The 17972-nt window shown below is 67.9% G+C and carries 15 protein-coding genes; 6 read left to right on the forward strand and 9 right to left on the reverse strand.

Annotated features, from left to right (window positions below):
- Positions 1–229 precede the first annotated feature (229 nt).
- The 4 genes from AB0H83_RS44095 to AB0H83_RS44110 all read right to left on the reverse strand — a co-directional run bounded on the left by AB0H83_RS44095 (position 230) and on the right by AB0H83_RS44110 (position 8694).
- The gene (locus tag AB0H83_RS44095) at positions 230–2134 is read right to left on the reverse strand and encodes a hypothetical protein (RefSeq protein WP_360107221.1); all 1905 of its coding nucleotides are present in this window, start codon (positions 2132–2134) and stop codon (positions 230–232) included.
- Positions 2134–5589, reverse strand: coding sequence for a helicase-related protein (locus tag AB0H83_RS44100; protein ID WP_360107224.1), 3456 nt, complete (start codon positions 5587–5589; stop codon positions 2134–2136). Before AB0H83_RS44100 ends, AB0H83_RS44095 begins: the two co-directional genes overlap by 1 nt.
- On the reverse strand, positions 5586–8108 hold the full coding sequence (locus AB0H83_RS44105; RefSeq protein WP_360107227.1) for a hypothetical protein: 2523 nt from the start codon (positions 8106–8108) through the stop codon (positions 5586–5588). Before AB0H83_RS44105 ends, AB0H83_RS44100 begins: the two co-directional genes overlap by 4 nt.
- 433 nt (positions 8109–8541) lie before the next feature.
- Positions 8542–8694, reverse strand: a complete 153-nt coding sequence (locus AB0H83_RS44110) for a hypothetical protein (RefSeq protein WP_360107230.1) — start codon at positions 8692–8694, stop codon at positions 8542–8544.
- A 207-nt stretch (positions 8695–8901) separates the two neighbouring features.
- Here AB0H83_RS44110 and AB0H83_RS44115 point away from each other — a divergent pair, with 207 nt between their 5' ends.
- Positions 8902–10608 (forward strand): IS1634 family transposase, encoded by a 1707-nt coding sequence (locus AB0H83_RS44115; RefSeq protein WP_360107232.1) that lies wholly within the window; start codon positions 8902–8904, stop codon positions 10606–10608.
- A 76-nt stretch (positions 10609–10684) separates the two neighbouring features.
- On the opposite strand, the gene AB0H83_RS44120 is transcribed toward AB0H83_RS44115, so the two are convergent.
- The gene (locus tag AB0H83_RS44120) at positions 10685–11161 is read right to left on the reverse strand and encodes a DUF4314 domain-containing protein (RefSeq protein WP_360107235.1); all 477 of its coding nucleotides are present in this window, start codon (positions 11159–11161) and stop codon (positions 10685–10687) included.
- Positions 11162–11316: 155 nt separating this feature from the next.
- On the opposite strand from AB0H83_RS44120, the gene AB0H83_RS44125 reads away from it, so the two are divergent.
- From AB0H83_RS44125 to AB0H83_RS44135, 3 genes are all read left to right on the forward strand, one after another.
- Entirely contained in the window at positions 11317–12006 is a 690-nt protein-coding gene (locus tag AB0H83_RS44125) for a hypothetical protein (protein ID WP_360107238.1), read from the forward strand.
- Positions 12003–13127 carry an XRE family transcriptional regulator gene (locus AB0H83_RS44130; RefSeq protein ID WP_360107240.1) on the forward strand — a complete coding sequence of 375 codons (1125 nt, stop codon included), beginning with the start codon at positions 12003–12005 and terminating at the stop codon, positions 13125–13127. The genes AB0H83_RS44125 and AB0H83_RS44130 overlap by 4 nt, the downstream gene beginning before the upstream one ends.
- Positions 13128–13437: 310 nt before the next feature.
- Positions 13438–13698 (forward strand): hypothetical protein, encoded by a 261-nt coding sequence (locus tag AB0H83_RS44135; protein WP_360107243.1) that lies wholly within the window; start codon positions 13438–13440, stop codon positions 13696–13698.
- 390 nt (positions 13699–14088) lie between these two features.
- Here the strand turns inward: AB0H83_RS44135 and AB0H83_RS44140 are convergent, their stop codons facing one another.
- The 4 genes from AB0H83_RS44140 to AB0H83_RS44155 all read right to left on the reverse strand — a co-directional run bounded on the left by AB0H83_RS44140 (position 14089) and on the right by AB0H83_RS44155 (position 16587).
- Positions 14089–14850, reverse strand: a complete 762-nt coding sequence (locus tag AB0H83_RS44140) for a hypothetical protein (RefSeq protein WP_360107245.1) — start codon at positions 14848–14850, stop codon at positions 14089–14091.
- Positions 14813–14986 carry a hypothetical protein gene (locus tag AB0H83_RS44145; RefSeq protein ID WP_360107248.1) on the reverse strand — a complete coding sequence of 58 codons (174 nt, stop codon included), beginning with the start codon at positions 14984–14986 and terminating at the stop codon, positions 14813–14815. Before AB0H83_RS44145 ends, AB0H83_RS44140 begins: the two co-directional genes overlap by 38 nt.
- Before the next feature lie 900 nt (positions 14987–15886).
- The gene (locus AB0H83_RS44150; protein ID WP_360107251.1) at positions 15887–16324 is read right to left on the reverse strand and encodes a hypothetical protein; all 438 of its coding nucleotides are present in this window, start codon (positions 16322–16324) and stop codon (positions 15887–15889) included.
- Positions 16321–16587 (reverse strand): hypothetical protein, encoded by a 267-nt coding sequence (locus AB0H83_RS44155; RefSeq protein ID WP_360107254.1) that lies wholly within the window; start codon positions 16585–16587, stop codon positions 16321–16323. Before AB0H83_RS44155 ends, AB0H83_RS44150 begins: the two co-directional genes overlap by 4 nt.
- A 250-nt stretch (positions 16588–16837) precedes the next feature.
- On the opposite strand from AB0H83_RS44155, the gene AB0H83_RS44160 reads away from it, so the two are divergent.
- Both AB0H83_RS44160 and AB0H83_RS44165 read left to right on the forward strand, forming a co-directional pair.
- Positions 16838–17404, forward strand: coding sequence for a hypothetical protein (locus AB0H83_RS44160; protein ID WP_360107257.1), 567 nt, complete (start codon positions 16838–16840; stop codon positions 17402–17404).
- A gap of 253 nt (positions 17405–17657) precedes the next feature.
- Positions 17658–17918: a hypothetical protein gene (locus tag AB0H83_RS44165; protein WP_360107260.1), complete on the forward strand. Its 261-nt coding sequence runs from the start codon at positions 17658–17660 to the stop codon at positions 17916–17918.
- The last annotated feature ends 54 nt before the right edge of the window (positions 17919–17972 follow it).

A 17972-nucleotide genomic window follows, 5' to 3' on the forward strand; every position in this document is an offset into this window, starting at 1 on the left:
ATGGGGCTGCTCGTCAGTCGCCGGTCCCAGGCGGTGAACCTTCCCGTAGCGTTGGAAGCTTGCCGAGTAGTAGGCCGAAAAGGACTGCCGCTCCCGCTGCTGTCACCACGGCATGGTACGGACTTCCGCGGCGGTCCTGCACCAGATCGCGGTGATCCCGAGATGTGTCGCTGCCGCCAGCGGGTTGCGTGAGGCGTTACGTGCCCCGTACCGGGTTTGGACGCCTCGGCTACAACGCCGGATCCCAGTAGCCGGTCACATCGCCGTCCGGTGAGCCGTAGAGGTACCAGCGGGACAGGTGCCGGTTCCAGCACTGGCAGGCGGTCTCGGGGAGCAGAAGGCAGCCGTGGTCTGCGCCGCGGTTGTGGTGCATGCAGTTGGGGTCGTACAGGCACGAATCGTTGTCGAAGGCGCGGTTGACGACCGCGTCGAGGTTCTGTTCCAACACGGTCCGCAGGGCCCCGATGCTGGATTCGCTGCGGCCGTTGGGGTGCAGCGCGAAGGCCAGCTCGTAGGGGAATAGGTACTCCGACAGCGACGTCTCGGAGTAGCCGGAGTCGACCGCCAACGCCCGTAGGGTTTGGTGGGCAAGGGTGTGCAACAGCCCGAACAGCTGGTAGGCAGGCCACTCCGGGTCCCCCTCCTTGAGATCGGCGGGGAAGGTGGGCAGTTGCCCGTCGGTCGGGTCGAGCCGGGTCGCGAACCAACGCCGCAGGTCCGCAGCGTCGCCTACCTCGGTAGCCTGGATGAGCCGGTTGGCGATCATCCAGCGCCGGACCCGGTCGGGATCAAGGACGAACAGCAGCGCCTCTGTGGTGGTGGGGTGCGCGTACAGCAGGGTGGTCATCGGCGAGGCGCGGGAGACTCTACCGCGGTAGGGCACGAGGTCTGCCTCCGACGGGCTGAACCCGGCCCGGGCGTAGCCGACGGCGAGATAAGTCACCGGGAAGTTGCCGAGCAGGCATGTACGGTCTGGTTCGAACCCGGCCCGTCGCAGCACGGCGGGATACGTGTCGTACAGGTCGCGGCGCGCCTTGCTGCGGGCCAGGTCGCGGACCCGGCCGATCGTCAAACGGTCCAGGTGCAGGACGCGCTGGTACGTGGATAGGCTCGCGGCGAGCGCTGCGCCGCGCTCGTCGTTGACGGGGTCGTACCCGAGGACCTTTTCGACCGCCTCGGCGAGCCGGTCGAGGTCGACCGGGACGAACCGACGACGCAGAGCATCGGCCTGCGCCTTGAGGCCTGCCTCCTCCATTGCGGCGATCGAGTCCAACACCTCCTGCGGCACGGCGGCCGCCGAGGTCGCCGCACGGATCAGTCGCTCGTACTCTTCCTCGGTGCATTCGCCCAGCCAGCGGGCCAGCGTGGCAACGATGTAGCCCGGCTGGGTGGCGCTGTACGCGGCTTCGCTGGTCAGGACGTTGACCAGGCTGAGACCTTGCCCGGCGTATGCGGATCCGGCGGTGTGTAGCAGCGGCACCATCATCTTGTTGGACCAGGTGCACGCGCTGGTGTTCGGGCAGATCGCCTGGACGTTGAGGCTGATGCCGCAGTTCAGGCATTCCCATCGGAAGTCCTTGAACCGGCTGACCCGGTCGTTGAGCCGGAACGCGTTGTGGCCGCGTCCGCAGTTGCCCGGTGGTCTGAGACCTAGCAGTTCACCGCACTGATGGGCGAAGACGAACTGGAGCTGCCGGTTGCCGTTGCGGCCGCCGCAGGTCGGGCACGGCGGAGGCCAGTCCTGGCCTTGCCGCGGATCCTGCGCCTCCCAGACCCGGCCGCAGCTGGGCTTCGCGCACCGGATGATCCGTGGCCAGACCCGGCAGAACACCTTGCCTGGAATCACGACCTGGTAATGCGTGGCCGCCATGGGGTCGTCGGAGGGGAACTCCGGCGCCCGGTCGCCTCCGGCGGCCGTTCGTCCCTCGGCGCGCCACCGCCGGACCAACCGCATAGCCTGTGCCACGAGGTAGTCGCGGTCCAAGGGCAGACCGTCGTACGCCTCGTCGTTGGCGTACTGACGCACCTGCGCGATGAAGCCCCCGGCGTGGTCGAAAGTCTGGTCGGGGCGGTAGCGGAAGAGGACCTGGCCCCGGTCTCGGGTCATGTCACGGTCGCGCGGGTCGAACGACATCAACGGCTCCGATCCGACAGGGTGATGAACGGGATGCCCTCGGCCACGTCGCGCAGGCTGGTCATCGGGGCGTGCTCCAGGCCGAGATTTTCCGCGGTGGCCCGGTACAGTCGACCGCCGCCGCTGGCGGCTGCGCTGGCCGCGCCGGCTGCCCGCAGTGATTCGACCGCCGTGCGCAGCCGCTCGTCGAGGTCCGCGGCGAGCTCCAGCGCCTCCTCCCGGTCGGCCAGGTAGGCGTGGTGCAACGCATCCAGCAATGCTGGCAGTTGCGTCTCGGGGATACCGCCCGCCGCCGGGTCGCGCAACGCGGCTTTCATGCGGCCGAGCTCGTGCAGGTGGGTCGGTGCACCGCCCGCGTCCCACCAGCCGCGGTTGGCGACCTGCAGCAATTGGCCCATCAGGATTCCCGGCAGGGTGCGCCGCACGGCAAAGCGGCTCCAGCGGTTGATCGCGACGGGCTCCACCATCCGGTCCAGGTACTCGTGGAATTTGCCGTGGTACCGGAAGTGCGAACGGTCCCTTTCCCGAACTGCGTTGAAAATCATGAACACCACACCGAGATGGGCGCGCCCCACCCGGGAGCTGGCCTGGATGTATTCGGCCATCGCCCGGGGCATCCCGTTGAAGACCATGAGGTTGAGCCGGTCGACGTCGACGCCGTGGCTCACCATGCTGGTGGCTACGATGGACTCGGTTTCACCGCCTGGGGTGCTGACGTCCTTGAGCGTCGCGCCGACCTGGTCGAACGGTGTCTCACCCTTGAGGTCGGCGATCTTCAGTTCCGCCCATCCCGCGTGGCGCAGGGACTCATTGACCTGTGTGTCCATGGAGCGGCGGATCTTGCCGAAGTCGACCAGGCTGGTCACGTACGTCAGGCTGGTTCGGTACAGGTCGACCAACGCGTCGTAGTCCTGCGCTGGCAGCGCGGCCAAAGCCGTGGGCACACCGGTGCGTGCCTGGAGACGCCGGACGGCGCTATGCGCGGCGGTCAGGATCCGTACGACTGTCATCTCGGCCGTCGTCCGGGTGGGCAGCACTCCGACGAAACGGCGCAGCGGCGCGTCCGGATCGATCCGCCAGTAGAAGGACTGGTCCAGTTTGGGGCCGGGCAGCGGCACCACGACCGACCGTAGACCGAAGAGGTGCTCGCACTGTCGGTCCTCGCCGCGGATGGTGGCGCTGGTGGCGATCACCTTCATCCGGACCCCGCGACCGTCGGGCCGTCTACGGGCGGATAGGGCCTGTTGGACGGAAGCGAGTAGACCTTCGTAGTGGCCGCTGAAGGCGCCGAGTTCCTCGTCGACCATGTGCAACTCGTCGATGATTTCCAGGGTCGGGGACGGGTCGTACAGCGGTGCCGGCAGTTTGACGACGGGATGCTTGGTGGTGCGCTCGTGGCATTTGCCGCCGCGGCCGTAGCCGTGGGTTTGGCAGACGCAGTCGACGTCGCCGAGCAACGACCCGAACCGGTCGGACAGCCCGATACCGGCCAACTTGTCCAGCGTGCCGACCACGACGGCAGGTAAGTAGCGGTAGATCTCCCGGTCGGTGACGTAGAGGGGAAGCAGTTTGCCGCAGTCTTCACAAACGTGCTCGAGCGTGAGTTTGTCGGGGTCCGGCGGGCGCACGGCGACCGCCTGGCTGTTGCAGTACGGGCAGGTGTCGACCAACCGGTACCTGTTCCGTGCCTTCGGGTCGCGGCTTAGCTGATCGACCAACCCCGCGTCCAGGGCGTTGGGGGTGTTGGAGCCGCCAGCGTAGAAACCGATCCGGAACGGTGCGCCGCGGTCGCCGCCGGCTTGTTTGAGCATGTCGGCGGAATCGGCGCGAACCGTGTCGGCCATGGCGACCACATCGAGCTGTCGTTGGGTCTGCTGCAGCGACAGCAGCCGAAGCGGGAACCGGCACCAGGCGCTGGTGCCGCTGGTCTTGCCCCGGGCCCGGTCGTAGAACAGGCAGCATACGGTCAGACCGAGGTACGCCTCGGTTTTGCCGCCTCCGGTCGGGTACCACAGCACGCTGACCGCCTCGGTGGGATCTCCTGACGAGGGGTCGCCCCACAATCCGGGGGTGAAGGATTCCGACGGGTGTTCCCGCCAGGCCAGCGCCGACAGCTGGCTGACCACGAACACGAGCTGGAACAGCCTCCAGCCGGCGTCTTTCCGTCCGGCCTTGTCCGCCAGTCGCCGCATGGTGGTGTTGGTGAGTTTGAAGGCGAGCAGGAGCCGCGGGTCGCGTTCCAACCACCGCACGCCGTCGGCGAACCTGGCGACCTCGTCCTGGAATGCCTCGCGGTCCAGTGTCTTGCGGACGGCCAGATCCGGTTCCAAGCCGTCGGTGGTCCACGCGTCGTCGGTCGCGTAGGCCCGCAGGTCGGCTTCGAGGCGTCGCAACTCGGGAACCGGATCGGATTCCAGTGCCCGGTACACGGTGGCCGGATGGAGTCTGGGCCGGGCCCGTGACGTTTCGTAGACCGGTGCGGCGACGCTGCTCAGACCGACGACGTCGCCGTGCTCGCCGAGAACGGCCCGGACTCCGCAGTTGGTCGCGTAGGCCGGCAGTTCCCGGCGGTACCGGTACGCGTCCGGGCCGAGATCCATCCGGATCGGCCGGAGCACATCCTTCGCCGCGGTCACGTGCAGCGCGGCCCGGAAGAGGAAATGGTCGCGTGCTTCGTCGTGGCGTTCATGCCCGGCCGAGCGGCCCCTGCCCTGGACCACGACGGTGGGATCGGTGGACAGGTTTTCCAGGCTGGCCACGACCCGCACGTGGTTGTTGACGGCCCGGCAGGACAGGTGGATTCTGGCCGCGAAGTTCGGCAGAACCGGTTCACCGGTGTTGATCTGGTGCAGCCACGCTTCGAAGGTCGCTTCGTCGGTCAGCGCATCGGCGGGGACGGCCCGCTCGCGCCGCTCGTCGCCGTGGCGGCGTTCCACGCGCGGGTCGGCGGCCGCCAGCGCTCGCGCCCGGGTGAACTCGTGGGCGAACTCGGTTCGCCCGACCGGGATGGACGCCGGCCCCGGGCGGGAGAGATCGACCGTGATCGGATCAATCGCGACGTCGAGGCGTTGGAAGACCGGCGCGAGGCGGTAGGTGTCGGCGCTACCCAGGCGTGTCCCGAGGTGTTCGAGCTGCTCAGCGTAGGTCGGTGTCCGCCGGTAGTAGCAGCTCACGGTGGCGCTGAGCTGGATCGTTCCGCCGGCGCGGCCAATTTCGAACTCGAAGCCGAGCGAGGACGGTGTCGCGCGTCCCATCCGTACCGCGTTGACGGCGAGGTCGAGGTCGCCGGGTGCCAGGCTGGCCAGGAAGTAGCGGGCCGACGGGGGTTCGCCGAGGCAGACGTCGCCGTCGGCCACACCGGTGGCGTCGTCGACCACCGCGGCGACGAGGTAGTCGACGATCGTCTCCTGCTGGGCCCTGGTGGGCTCGAAGTTCGGGTTGATGGGGGTGCTCACTGCTGCTCCTCGTCTCGGACGGCGTGGATCAAGTCGGGCGGTTCGTCGGCGTCGTGGCGACGGCCGGCGAGGACGCGGGGCACCGCGTCGACAACTTCCACGGATGCCACGGTTACGACAATTACCGCGGTCTCGATGTCGGCGGCGGTCAACCCGCTCGCCTCGTCGAGCACCTCGTCGGGCCGAAGACGGCCGTTCGCGGCGGCCGGTCCTGCGGACCGCACCATCGAGGCGAGGCGACGCTGCAGCCTTCCGTGGGAATGGCGTAACGTGCGCATCGCCCGCGAGATCTCCGGTTGGCGGGTGAGCAGTACGTGATCGTCGAGAAGTTCACCGACACGGCGTATGTCCGCGGAGTCTTCCGGCCCGATCGTCGATCCGACGCACCACAGCCGCACCGTCTGCGTCTGAACCCGGCAGCCCAGTACCGCCAACCGCCTGTCAAGGGCCGCGTAGGAGCCGCAGAGGGCACGCGCCCGACCCAGCGCGGTCCGCCAGTAGTCGACCCAGGCGCTGGCGACCGCCAGTTCCGGTATCCCCGACGAAACCTCCAGCACTTTCGTCAACAGCGTCTTGTGAGCGTCCCCGTCGATAAGGACCAGATCGTCACCAGCAACGAGCTGGCGCGCCTCCACCTGGATGCCCTGGTTGCTGTACGCGCGCCAGCACCAGACGAAGCTGTGCGCGTGCAGCCAGGCCCATGTGCCGTCGGTGAATGTCACCCGCAGACCCGGTGCGGTTTCCGCCCGGCCAGATCCGGAGATGCTCCTCGACGTAGAGGTCGCATTCGGCTCGATGTCAGCGGTCCACTTGCCGCCGTCCCAGAGACCCGGGGGCACCTCGGGCGGGGCCAGGCTGGACACGGTGAGGCCCGAGTCGTTACCGCCGGACCGACGGTGCAGGTAGCCGCCGTCCTCCGGACAGCCGGACGACAGCGCCGCCCAGGCCCGCGCCCGCTGGTCAGGTGCCGAAATCCCCTGGTCCGCGGCGCCCTGCATGTTGACGGCGGCGATCACGACGGCGGCCTCATCGAAATCGGCGCTGCTCCGCTCGCCCGGCGACCGGGCCGACGTGGGCGTGTGCCCGGTGTAGGCCAGTACGGCAAGTTCTCTACCGACGCCGGAGCGGTAGACCCAGCGCGCCCAGGTCGGCGCCATGCCGAGCAGGACTGCGACATCGGCCGGTCGTGTCGTCGCCAACTCGCCGATGGAGGCGACCCGGACCTGCGGCCATCGCTGGGACAGGTACTGGGTGTATACCCGGGCGAAGACCGCGGTGCGGGTCACCACGAGCACGTCTTGACGCTTGTCGAGGGCCTCGGCGAGGAGCGGGGGCAGCACCGACGCCTTCGTGGTGTAACCCTCTGCGGCGGCCGGTCCGTCGCGTTCGGCACGGCGTAATGAGCTGAGCACCCCGGAAAGTTCGGCCTCCACCATCGGTAGCCATTCGTCGCGGAGTTCGCCCCGGGCGACGATCCCAGCAGCCTGGGCTAGATCCGCCACCCGGCTTGCGAACGGACGTCCGTACGACCGCTCGAACTCGTCGATCGGCATCGCCAGTCCGATGAGATCGTGGAACAGCGCGAACGCGTCACCGGCAACTGTACGTAGGAGGTGCGAGCGTCCGGCTAGCCGGAGCACGGAGCCGATGTCATTCCAGAAGAGCCCCGCGTCGGAGCACACCTGCGGCGCCACGACCGGCACCACTCGGATCCGTCGATCCATCCGGTTGATGAGCCGGGCGGCACCGGCACCGGCCGTTGTCTCCAGGGTCTCCAGGGCGATGCCTGCCCGCACGCCCCAGTCATAACCGAACGTCGGGAGGTGCCGTGCCATCCGCAGCGCCACCGGATCGGACGGATCCCGGGCAACGATGACAACCGGCAGTCCTATACCACTTAAGCTGTTCGCATCATTGACCGGCAGATCGACGATCAAGAGGTCGAGCTCACCCAACTGCCGGGCGGCCTCCACCGAATCGACGAACACCGTGGACCAGCGGCCATCATCCCGGTCGATGACATTCAGCATTCCGGTCCTGCCGACCGTTGCAGCCGGAACGACCGAACGCATCGGCACGCTGGACCCACCAGGTCGCCCGGCGACCGCCAAGCCGCGATAGAAGCCACGGAGGTGGTGGTCGGCCGTCACCACACCGACGCGTAGCTTGCTCCCAGCGGGCCGGCCGGATTCCAGCAGGCCCCGCACCATCGCATCGACATGGACTGTCGCAGCGATCAGCGCCGAAACGGGAGCGAGCGGATCGGCAGGACAGACGAGAACGGATCCCCGGCGCGCGATGGCATGTTCGACGGCGCGCAGCGCGTCAACATCGAAGACCGACGTGTCGACCGGACGGCCGTCGGAACTCAGACGACCTTCGTTCAGGCAACTCGAAATGCCCACACCTATGGCGGGCGGCAGGGGAACCGACGGACAACCATCGTCCGCGGTCCCGTAAGGGACGGCGTCCACGACGAACTCCAGCGCCTGTTTGAGCCCCGCAGCGAACAAGGGCACGACGCCCAAGCTCTATCTGCCAAGGTTCTCTGGCGAGTCGAGCATCCCGCATCCAAGGACTTCGCGCAAGCATCTTCATCCCGAAGGGTCGCCGTAGCCGTCGCAGTGCAGGTCGTCCGCGGGCCGAGCCCGGGGACTGCGACCGACACCGCCAGCGGTGTCGACGGCCGTCGTGCGGCGTCACGTTCGGGAAGCGGCGGAACCGGGCTTCGGGTCGGTGGCACGGCACGCAACAGCGTCCACCGCTACACGGCCTGCCCTACAGCGCAGCCAGGTGCCCCGTTCCGCACCGACGCCACGTGGCGGATCCGCCGGGTGAGGAGCCGCAGGATCCGGGGGTGTAGCGCCCCGCCAGCGTCGGGCCGCTCGCGCACGTCGGCGGGTCGGCGTCGAAGGCGAGCGCGGCCATCCCACACTGCCGCGGTCCGGTGGCTCAGGGGAGCTCGAACAGGCACTCCTGCTGCTGCGCGGCGATGAGATCGTCGAGCGGCCAGAGAACCCGGTCACCGCCCGGCTCGAGCTGAACGTGCAGGTAGGCAGCGTGGACGCTCAGACAGTCCGAAGCCGCTTCCCCGCCGCGAATCACGACACCGACGATCCGGCCGACGCTTGAGCCTGCGTTCCACAGCTAATCGGGGTGTGATGGCAGGTTCGGCATCATCTCGGCAGGTCAAGGCTCTGCAGGCTAGTGGAATTGCGGGAAAGCCCTAGTGACACGCTTTGGTCGATTACAGCCCGTGAGCTGCGGGCTCGACTTGATCACCTAGGAGGTTGATCGCTAGGGTCGGGCGCTGTGTATGTGAAGCGCTCCACCCGACGGACCGGCGACGGCCAGGTGATCGGCTATCTCCAGCTGGCCCACAATGAGTGGGACCCGGTCGCCAAGGCCTCGAAGACGAAGGTGCTGTACTCCTTCGGCCGGGAGGACCAGCTCGACGTCGCCGGGATCCGGCGGCTGGTCGCGGCGCTGTCCCGGCTGCTGGAACCCGCCGACGCGCTGGCGGCTACCGCCCCGGCCGAGCTTGTCTTCACCGAGTCCCGGCCGCTGGGCGGCTCGTTCGTGCTGGACGGGCTGTGGCGCAGGCTCGGGATCGACGCGGCGATGCACCGGATGCTGGCCGGCACGCGGATGGACGAGCGGGTCGAGCGGATTGTGTTCGCACTGGTGGCCAATCGAGCGCTGGCGCCGTCTTCGAAGCTGGCCGCAACGCGCTGGATCGAACACGACGTGGTCATCGACGGCCTGGAGTGCGCTGTGGTCGACGAGGCCTGCTACCGGGCGATGGACTGGCTCATCAAGGTCGAGCCGGAGTTGTCGCGGATCGTCTACGACAACACCGCCAACCTGCTGAATCTGGAAGTCGACCTGCTGTTCTTCGACACCACCTCCACCTACTTCGAGATCGAGGACGCCGACACACCGATCGGCCGCGACGAGCGGGGCATGCCGGCTGCCGACGAAGCGGCGGTGAAGGAGACCGGGTTCCGGACCTGGGGGAAGTCCAAGGACTCCCGCCCGGACCTGCCCCAGATCGTCGTCGGGATGGCCGTGACCCGCGACGGCATCCCCGTCAGATGCTGGGCCTGGCCAGGCAACACCGCCGACAACGCCCTGATCCGGCAGGTCAAGGACGACATGCGGGACTGGTCGCTGTCGCGCGTCGTATGGGTTGCCGACCGCGGCTTTGCCTCAGCGGAGAACCGCCGGTATCTGCAACGCGCCGGCGGGCACTACATCCTCGGGGAGAAGCTACGCGGCGATAGCCCCGAGGCCCGCGCGGCGTTGTCCCGGCAGGGACGATACAAGACCGTTGCCGGGAACATGGAGGTCAAGGAGGTCAGACTGGACGCCGATCTGGCCGACGATCGGTTCGTGGTCTGCTTCAACCCCGACGCCGCCGTCCGCGACGCCAAGATCCGCGCCCGGATGGTCGAGTTGCTGGAGGAGACGATCGCCGGTTCCGACAAGCTGTCCCGGCCCGAGCGGGCCAGGCTGGAGGGCGTCATCTCCACCAAACCCGGCCTCAAACGCTATCTGCGCACCACCCCCGGCGGGCTGCTGCGCGTGGACAAGAAGAAGATCAGCGCCGAGGAGAACCTGGACGGCAAGTTCCTGCTGCGCACCTCCGACCCCAAGCTGTCGGCCGAGGACATCGCCCTCGGCTACAAGCAGTTGCTGGAAGTCGAGCGCGGCTGGCGGGACATGAAGCAGGTCATCGACCTGCGGCCGGTCTACCACCGGCACGAGGAACGCATACGCGCCCACGTCCTGCTGTGCTGGCTCGCCCTGCTGCTGATCCGCATCGTCGAGACGACGACCGATGCCACCTGGCCGACGATCCGCCAGGAACTGCAACGCCTACACCTGGGCACGTTCACCGGCCCGGCCGGCTCCTTCCGCCAGCGCACCCAGCTCACCGCCGCGCAGCAGAAGATCCTCAACGCGCTCGGCCTGCCCCAGCCCCGACGCGTCCACGAGGTCACGCCCTCAACGCCCTGACCAGCAACGACCTTGCCGCCTAGTGACACGCCCCGTCACCGGGCCTACCAGCGTTTCCGCAGCTCAACCCGCATTTTCACGGACTAGCCAGCAACCTCATCTGTGGAACGCAGGTTGAGAGATTACCCTCCACACGCTCCAGAGGCGCGCGCCGGTCGACTCGATCGATGATCCAGGCCAAGCTGACGAGATCGTCTGCGGCAAGACTCGTCCGGTCGAGGCGCCGCAACGCCGCGCCAGCATCCTGAGTTGCCTCATGCGCATTCAGGGGTGATGGGACCGCGTCCTCCGCCGCGCCAGTCCACACGTCACGCTGTCCGATCCGCTCGGCACCGACAACACTGTCGATCATGGCGACTGACTGGATGACACGAATCTGATCACCCGCGTCCAGGCACATGGACAGGTTACTGCCGCCGTCCCAGTCGACGTAGACTATCTGTCGATCAAGGTCGAACCGGGCAACGGCGCCTCGATCACCAGGGCGCAGCTCAGTGAAGGCATCGGCTGTGCGAACGAGCTCAACCCTGTCGCCCGGTCGGAAGTACACCATTTGTGAAGCATAGATTGGCTGCCCGGGCCCGGCATCGACTCCGGGTTCGGCGCTGACGGTCGCACCACCGTCACGAGGCGGCACACCGGATCACGGCGGCGCGCCGACACTTGATTTCCGCAACATCAACAGGCGGTACTGCTAGGTTTTCGGGCGTGGATCTGCTGACTGACGCGATCGCCACGCTGGACCAGCGTGGCGTGCTCACCCCACTGGCCGACCTCATCCGGCAGGTGTACCGGCGGGCGGCAGAACGTCATGAGCCCGCCCTCGGCGACGACGCGATGAGCTTCGGCACCACCGTCTGGCGGAATCTGACCAACCTCGGTGCCTCGGAATTTGCTGGCCGGCCTGGCATGGACGCCCGCATCGAGGACAACTCGCTGGAAATCCTGGCCGCCGGCTACATCCTGCGGCTCTACTCGCTGCAGGGCGGCACCGACGCCAATGTGGAATCGATCCGGTGGGAGGGCAGCGAGGCACGTCTCGGTGGGGCGGTGGAGAACAGCGCCAACGGACAGCTGGCCCTCGACGACGACGAGCAGTTCCCGCACGCGTTCGCCAGCCTGGTCCCCCGCAAGCGGCACATCCGGGTCGCGCACGCCGGTGACATCGACACCGGCGAGGCGGTCGCCTACGTCGGCCTGCCCCGCGACAACCGCAGCGGCGGGTCGCCGTGGTTCGAGGTAGCCCTGTGGTTCGGCACACCCGCCCGTGTCACTTCCGGGCTGGATGAACGGGCGTCAGAAGGTACGCAGCCGCGCCATGATGAGCTGCCGATCCCGGGCGTTGAGTTGCAGCTGCGCCGGGTTGCCCGGACCGTGGGCGCGCCGATGTCCGGATGAGCCGAGCATCGAGCCGGGCTGCCACGCCCTCGTTGGCGGTGGCGGCGTTCCAGCCGAACGCCCTCACGCTGGCCCGGCGGTGGCGGCGCATGTCCAAGAAGCAGCTCGCGGTGCACACCGGTGTCACGGCCGCCGCCATCAGCCAGTACGAACTCGGTCAGGCCCGGCCGTCCGCCGGGGTTCTGGGCCGGCTCGCCCTCGTACTCGCGCTGCCCGTCGAGTTTTTCGCCGCCGGGTTCCCGACGCCTGCCACGCCGGGCCATGCCCACTTCCGGAGCCTGCGGGTCACCACGCAGGCCGAACGCGACCAGGCGCTCGCTTTCGGTGAGATCGCATGGCGGGTCATCGACGTGCTGCAGCGGTACCTGCACCTGCCGGAGCTGCGGCTGCCGCAGCTCGACCTGCCGGAACCGGCGACGACAGCGGACGTCGAGGGTGCCGCGATCGAGGCCCGTGCCGCTTTCGGACTCGGTGACGAACCGATTCCGCACGTCACGCGGCTGCTCGAGTCGTACGGCATCATCGTACTCACCCTGCCCGACGCCTCCGACCGGGTGGACGCCTTTTCCCACTGGTACGGGCAGCGACCGTTCATCTTCTCCAGCCCCAGCAAGAACGACAAGGCCCGGTCCCGGATGGACGCCGCCCACGAACTCGGCCACCTGCTGCTGCACCACGACGCCGAACCGGGCAGCCAGATCCTCGAGCGGCAGGCCACCACGTTCGCATCACAGTTCCTCGCCCCGACCAGCCGGCTGCGCGACGAACTGCCCGGCCGGCTCGACTTCGACCGCCTCCACGAGCTCAAACGCCGCTGGGGCATGTCACTGAAGGCACTCATCTACCGGGGCCACACGATGGGCGTCTACCGCGACCACACCTACCGCCGCGGCATGACCCTGCTCGCCGACTGGGGATATCCAGAACCTGGCGACCTCGGCCCCCGCGAAGCCCCCTCCATCATGGGGCAGGCGGTGCGCCTGCTCGCCTCCGACGGTATCCACCCGGATACGTTGGCGACGCGCTCGGCGATGCCCGTCGAGCTGCTCAATGCCGTCGTCGCCGCAGGCACGGAACCCACCTCCGGCAACTGGACAGAGGCCCTGAACCCGCCGAGCTGAACACCACTGCCGAACTCTACGAAGCGATCCCGACGGCGTACCCGGGTGAGAAGCGCGAGCACGCCGATCAGCCGGTCTGGTGGACACATGCACATACACCGGGCTGGCGTCCGGCGTGTCGCCCCCAGCCGAGCGCGCGCAGGCGAGCCACGACCTCGGCGATAGTGACGATCCCGTCTCGCATGTCGCGATAGCCTGCGCGACCAGGTCCGGGTCGAGTCCGGCGGCGCGCGCCTGCTCGTGCAGCGGGGCCAGGCCGATCTGGATCCGCAGGAGCCGGGCGACCGACTCGGCGTCCCGAGCCAAGCACATGGGTGGCGAACTCCTGCTGGCCGCGCCGGAGGAGGAGCATCGCGGCCGCGGCGCCGCCGAGGCCAACGGCTCCGGCGAGCCGCGCGCAGACGCCGTCCGGCATGCCGGCGACGCGCAACTGCGACGGTCCGCACCCGCGGACGACGCCGCGTTCGGCAGGGTGGTTCGTCTTCTCGCCGCAGCCGACGAGGAGATGCTGGCTCGGGTCGAAAGCCTGCTGCGCGACGAGCTTGGCCCCGGGCGGTCGGATTTCCAGTAGAACGTGCGAAGGACTTGCGGCGCGTTCCGGGGCTGCCTGGTGCAGAACGGAGGGTTCCGATAGACGACAGGGTTCAATTGACGCACCGCCGCTCGACCCGGACCTCGCGATAGGCGGACTGGCCGAAGAAGACGCTCCTGCCACTGCTCGCCGTTCCTCGGCGGCGTCTCGCGACGAGACTGCGGCGTTGTGGCCGTGGAGCCCGGGACGCGTCCGCCGTAGTGGTGACGCCATTCGGCGGTACACCATAAGAGTAATTCCGGGGAACGCGCCTGCACCGCTGGCCGACGACGCCCCGGCGCCGGACACCCGGTCCCGGGCCGCGTCGCGACGCACGGTGCCACGGGGCGGCGGCGGGCGGATGGGGCACGGCGCGGCGGCCTGCCGCGGTCAGCGCCGCGGACGGCCCTTCGGCCGGCTGTCGTCGTTGGCCGGCGAGCCGGACGGTCCGAGCAGCCGGCGGATGATCGCCTTTCGCCGGCCCTCTGTCGGGGCGGCCACCGTGTATCCGAGGCGTTCCAGCTCCCGGATCGCGGTGCCCTGGTTCTTGCGCACGGCGGCCGCGACCTGTTTGAAGCGGTACTCCAGGCGGCTCTTCTGCAGCTCTTCGTACCAGCCGTCGTGCGGCTCGACGACGCCCTCGTCGATCAGGCACTCCAGCAGGTCCTCCAGGGCGGGTCGGAACCTGCGGCCGCCGACGGGAAGGTGGATCTTCGCGAGGGCGTCGACCTCCTTGCGGCCGAGCTCGCCGAGCAGCTGTTCCAGCGCCGTGTGCCGGGCGTGCACCTGGACGTGCGCCTCGGTGTAGCGTTCCTTCTCCCGCTGATAGTCGTAGTGCAGGACGTCCTCGGGCGGGTCGCCCACCAGCAGCGCGCACACCGACGACCGCACCGTCAGGAACTGCCCCTCGTCCTTGTCGAGCATGAGGTAGGCGGATACGTCGAGCCACAGCGGCGTGTCGGCCAGGGAGCGCAGTTGCACGGGCCGGGACGTGAAGTCCTCGAGATTGGTGCCCACGATCGACTGGGAACCGATGGGCAGGATCCGGCCGTCGACCTTGGCGAAGTCGCAGACGGTCCGGTTGAGCAGCGTCTGCAGTCGTTCGGCGAACCGCTCAGTCTGCGGAAACAGGGCGTCCTTCGCCTTGCTCACCGATGGCCAGCCAGAGCTTCTTGGCCTCCAGCGAGGAGAAGTTCCTGCGCATTGCCATCTCGCTGAGCTGTTCGTACGTGAGGTGCAGGCGCTTCAGCGCGCGCTGCACAGCCTCGTTCCATTCGGTCAGGCTCATCTCGGTGACGGTCGGACGGTGAAGGTGCGTTGACGTTGTCATCGAAGCCTCCCAGGATGGGCGCGTGCCTGGTTGCTCATCCCTCATCGTAGGGACTCAACCTTCACCAGTACTACCCCTTGTCACCGACCGGTACGCCCAAAGTAACTGTTTTGCCTGCTCACCCGATGTGCCAACTACGGGTGAATCGATGTTGATCACCGATTCACCAAACGATCGGACGAGGTCAGAGCACCATACGGGCTTAACCCGATCGTGTCACGAATCCTGTCGCCCAAAAGGTATTCCGTACGACCAAATGCATGACATCGCCCACGATAGGCCGTCTCCGCCGGCCGGTCCGCCGGTCGTCTCGCGCCCTGGACCGGACGGGTCGACGACGCTGTGGGCTTGACCGCCACCCGGCGAACGGCTGCGAAACCGGAGCGGTGATGCGCACGCCCAGCGCGCGCACTGCTGCGCGGAGGATGCCGATCGGCCCGCCGCTCCCCCGCGCGGACGGCCGGAACTATTGCAGAGGTCCGGGCGTTTCGTTCGCCGAGCAGCAGTACGGCGCGGATTCTGGCCGGGTAACACTGCTGGAAGGGGAAGTGGTGGCGGTATAGCGCCGCCAGCCGCATCCTGGCACGCCCGTCCCAGTCCTGCCGCGCTGACCGCACCGGACCCGGCACGCAACGCCGGGCCGCCCGGGGCATCGAACACAGCGTTGCCCGACGCCGTGTCGCAGCCTGGAGGCGGCACCTGCCTGATGTTCCGCCCGAGGCCGGAACGTCGGTCGGATGGAGGCGCCGGCGCGTATGCCGTCGCGCGGCAATCCAGGAGGCCGACGGCGCTGATGCGGGTCGCTGCCTGACACCCGGCAGGGCTGGGGACGATTCGACGTGACGAGTGTGTTGCCGGTCAGTCGGACTGCTCGTTCGCCAGCACGTCCCAGCGTCGTTGCCACCGCTGGATGCGTTCGACGGGGATGGCCGTGTGGTCGCTTGTCGGATTGCGGGGTCGGGTGCCGCCGACGCTAGCGAGCCATGCTGCGTGATGCGTCCGGACGTCGTGCTCGACCCAGGACGCGGGCGCGACGAAGTAGTCCGGCGCGTCGCCGGTCAGGTCGACGAAGATGACGGCATGTGCGCCGTCGACGGTCGGCGCGTTGACGTTCGCCTGCCAGGGGGAACCGGCCTGACGCCATGACAGAACTTGCACCGTCCGGCCGTCCACCAACAGGCGTGTGCGGGCGCCCACAACTTCCACCTGGCGCCCCTGCGAGGCGGCTGCCGCCGCCGCGTAGAACCGCGCGACCTGATGGACCTGGTGGGTGTTCAGATGCCCGAGCTGCATCACCAGTCTCCCTGCCTGATCCGCGGGTCCATCAGAATCGCCCATGTGTAGGAAGCGCCCTGCCGGCCGGTGAGCTGACCAGGTCCGTCAGCAGGCATGAACTCCATCGCCTTGGCGAAGTTGGTTCGTGAGAGGTTCCTGTTCGTCCGGTCGACCCGCAGGTAGTTGCCCGGAACTTCATAGGTGAACGGAAGATCATTGACCGTCCGGAACTCTTGTCCGGCACAGTCCCGGATTCGAGTCCACACCGTTTCGATGCTCGCCACCGGACCATCATCGGTGATGGCATTCACTCGCGGTAGTCCGACAGCCTGACTGTCGATAGCGAGCCTTGCCGAAGCCGTCGGTGCCAAGACGGTTGAGGCGGTGCTTACCGCATCGGTTCGCCGATGAACGGGCCAGGACCTGACCACAAGATCGACAATTCGATCGAGCAGGGCACTGTCGGCAAGATGACGATCATTATGCCCATTCAGAGCCTCCAGTGCCGCTCAGGCATTCCACGATGATGCTCTTGTGAGCGCTTCCCGGATGACGCCATTCCCCCAGTGTTCCTGGCTGTTGTCGACGGCCGCTGTGCTGGTCCTTGCTGCCTGCGGCGGTTCTGCCGGGGACAGCACGGCAGCAGGTTCGGATCGCCCAGCAGCGGGTTCGTCGGTTCGCCCGTCCGCCGAAGTCACCGTGGCTGCGCCCACCCCGGCCCCGGCGTCGTCATCCGCCGCGCCAGCCGGTCCACGGTTCGGGCCGGACATGGTGCGCAAGATGTTGGTGACGAAGAAGGCGAAGGGCGGTCAGGCCAACGCTGTGGTCGTCGCGAGCGGCACGCCGACGCAACTGCTCGACGTTGGCAAGGGCTGTGTCGAGCATTTCCGGCGCACGTACAAGGCCGCGTTCTGCTACGTGTTCGGTTCGCAGGCGGACTTCGCTGTGACGACGTGGAACGAGCAGGAAGGGCTGGTCGACAAGTGCTGGATCTGGTATGTCGGCATCCCGCTCGCCGGCGGTGATTACATGCCGATGGAGATGGGCGGCATCAGCTACCAGCAGGACCGTTGCCCCGGGAAGGTGTATCCCAAGTCGTAGTCATCAGATCCGATCCCCGGATTCTGTCAACCCCAGGCCCGGCCTGTCGATCACGTTTCGTTGCCGGCCGGGACGACGGGGCTCAGTCACTCCAGGCCGTCCAGACGACGCAGGTGGCGAGGTCGCGCCCAGACAATCCGTTGGCCGTCGGGCTTCACCCGCAGCCAACAGCATGGCGGCTGGGCGTTGACGCCGTCTGATAGACCACACCGGGCGCGCAGCAGCGCATCTACGGGTATGCCATGGAGGCGGGATGGAACCAGCGGAACGGGTGCGGAAGCTGCTGGCAGCTGCGAATGAGTACGCGGCCGAGGTCAGCAACACTTACGACGAAGTGGCTGATCAGATAGCCGCACGCGTAGCGCAGACTGGAAGCCTCGGCAAGCTCGAGCTGGGAGCGCTGTGCGCGTGGAAGCGACTGCGCGCTGACACGCCCTGGATGGCCCAGCTGATGAGCACGCCTGACCACCAGGTGTCGTCGCTCACGAAATTCCCCGGGGCTGCGCTCAGGTAATTCCCCAGGTGGTGGGCCTCGGGTGTAGTTCTACTTGGTGGTGTCCTTGGTTGT

It is taken from the genome of Dactylosporangium sp. NPDC050688 (assembly GCF_040654515.1).
Taxonomy (GTDB): Bacteria; Actinomycetota; Actinomycetes; order Mycobacteriales; family Micromonosporaceae; genus Dactylosporangium.

Bases quoted from the DNA above. Each gene is read 5' to 3' on its own strand.
- AB0H83_RS44120 (WP_360107235.1), bottom strand. From the start codon at position 11,161: ATGGTGTACTTCCGACCGGGCGACAGGGTTGAGCTCGTTCGCACAGCC.
- AB0H83_RS44145 (WP_360107248.1), bottom strand. From the start codon at position 14,986: ATGAGCCTGACCGAATGGAACGAGGCTGTGCAGCGCGCGCTGAAGCGC.
- AB0H83_RS44095 (WP_360107221.1), bottom strand. From the start codon at position 2,134: ATGTCGTTCGACCCGCGCGACCGTGACATGACCCGAGACCGGGGCCAG.
- AB0H83_RS44130 (WP_360107240.1), top strand. From the start codon at position 12,003: ATGAGCCGAGCATCGAGCCGGGCTGCCACGCCCTCGTTGGCGGTGGCG.
- AB0H83_RS44165 (WP_360107260.1), top strand. From the start codon at position 17,658: ATGGAACCAGCGGAACGGGTGCGGAAGCTGCTGGCAGCTGCGAATGAG.
- AB0H83_RS44135 (WP_360107243.1), top strand. From the start codon at position 13,438: ATGGGTGGCGAACTCCTGCTGGCCGCGCCGGAGGAGGAGCATCGCGGC.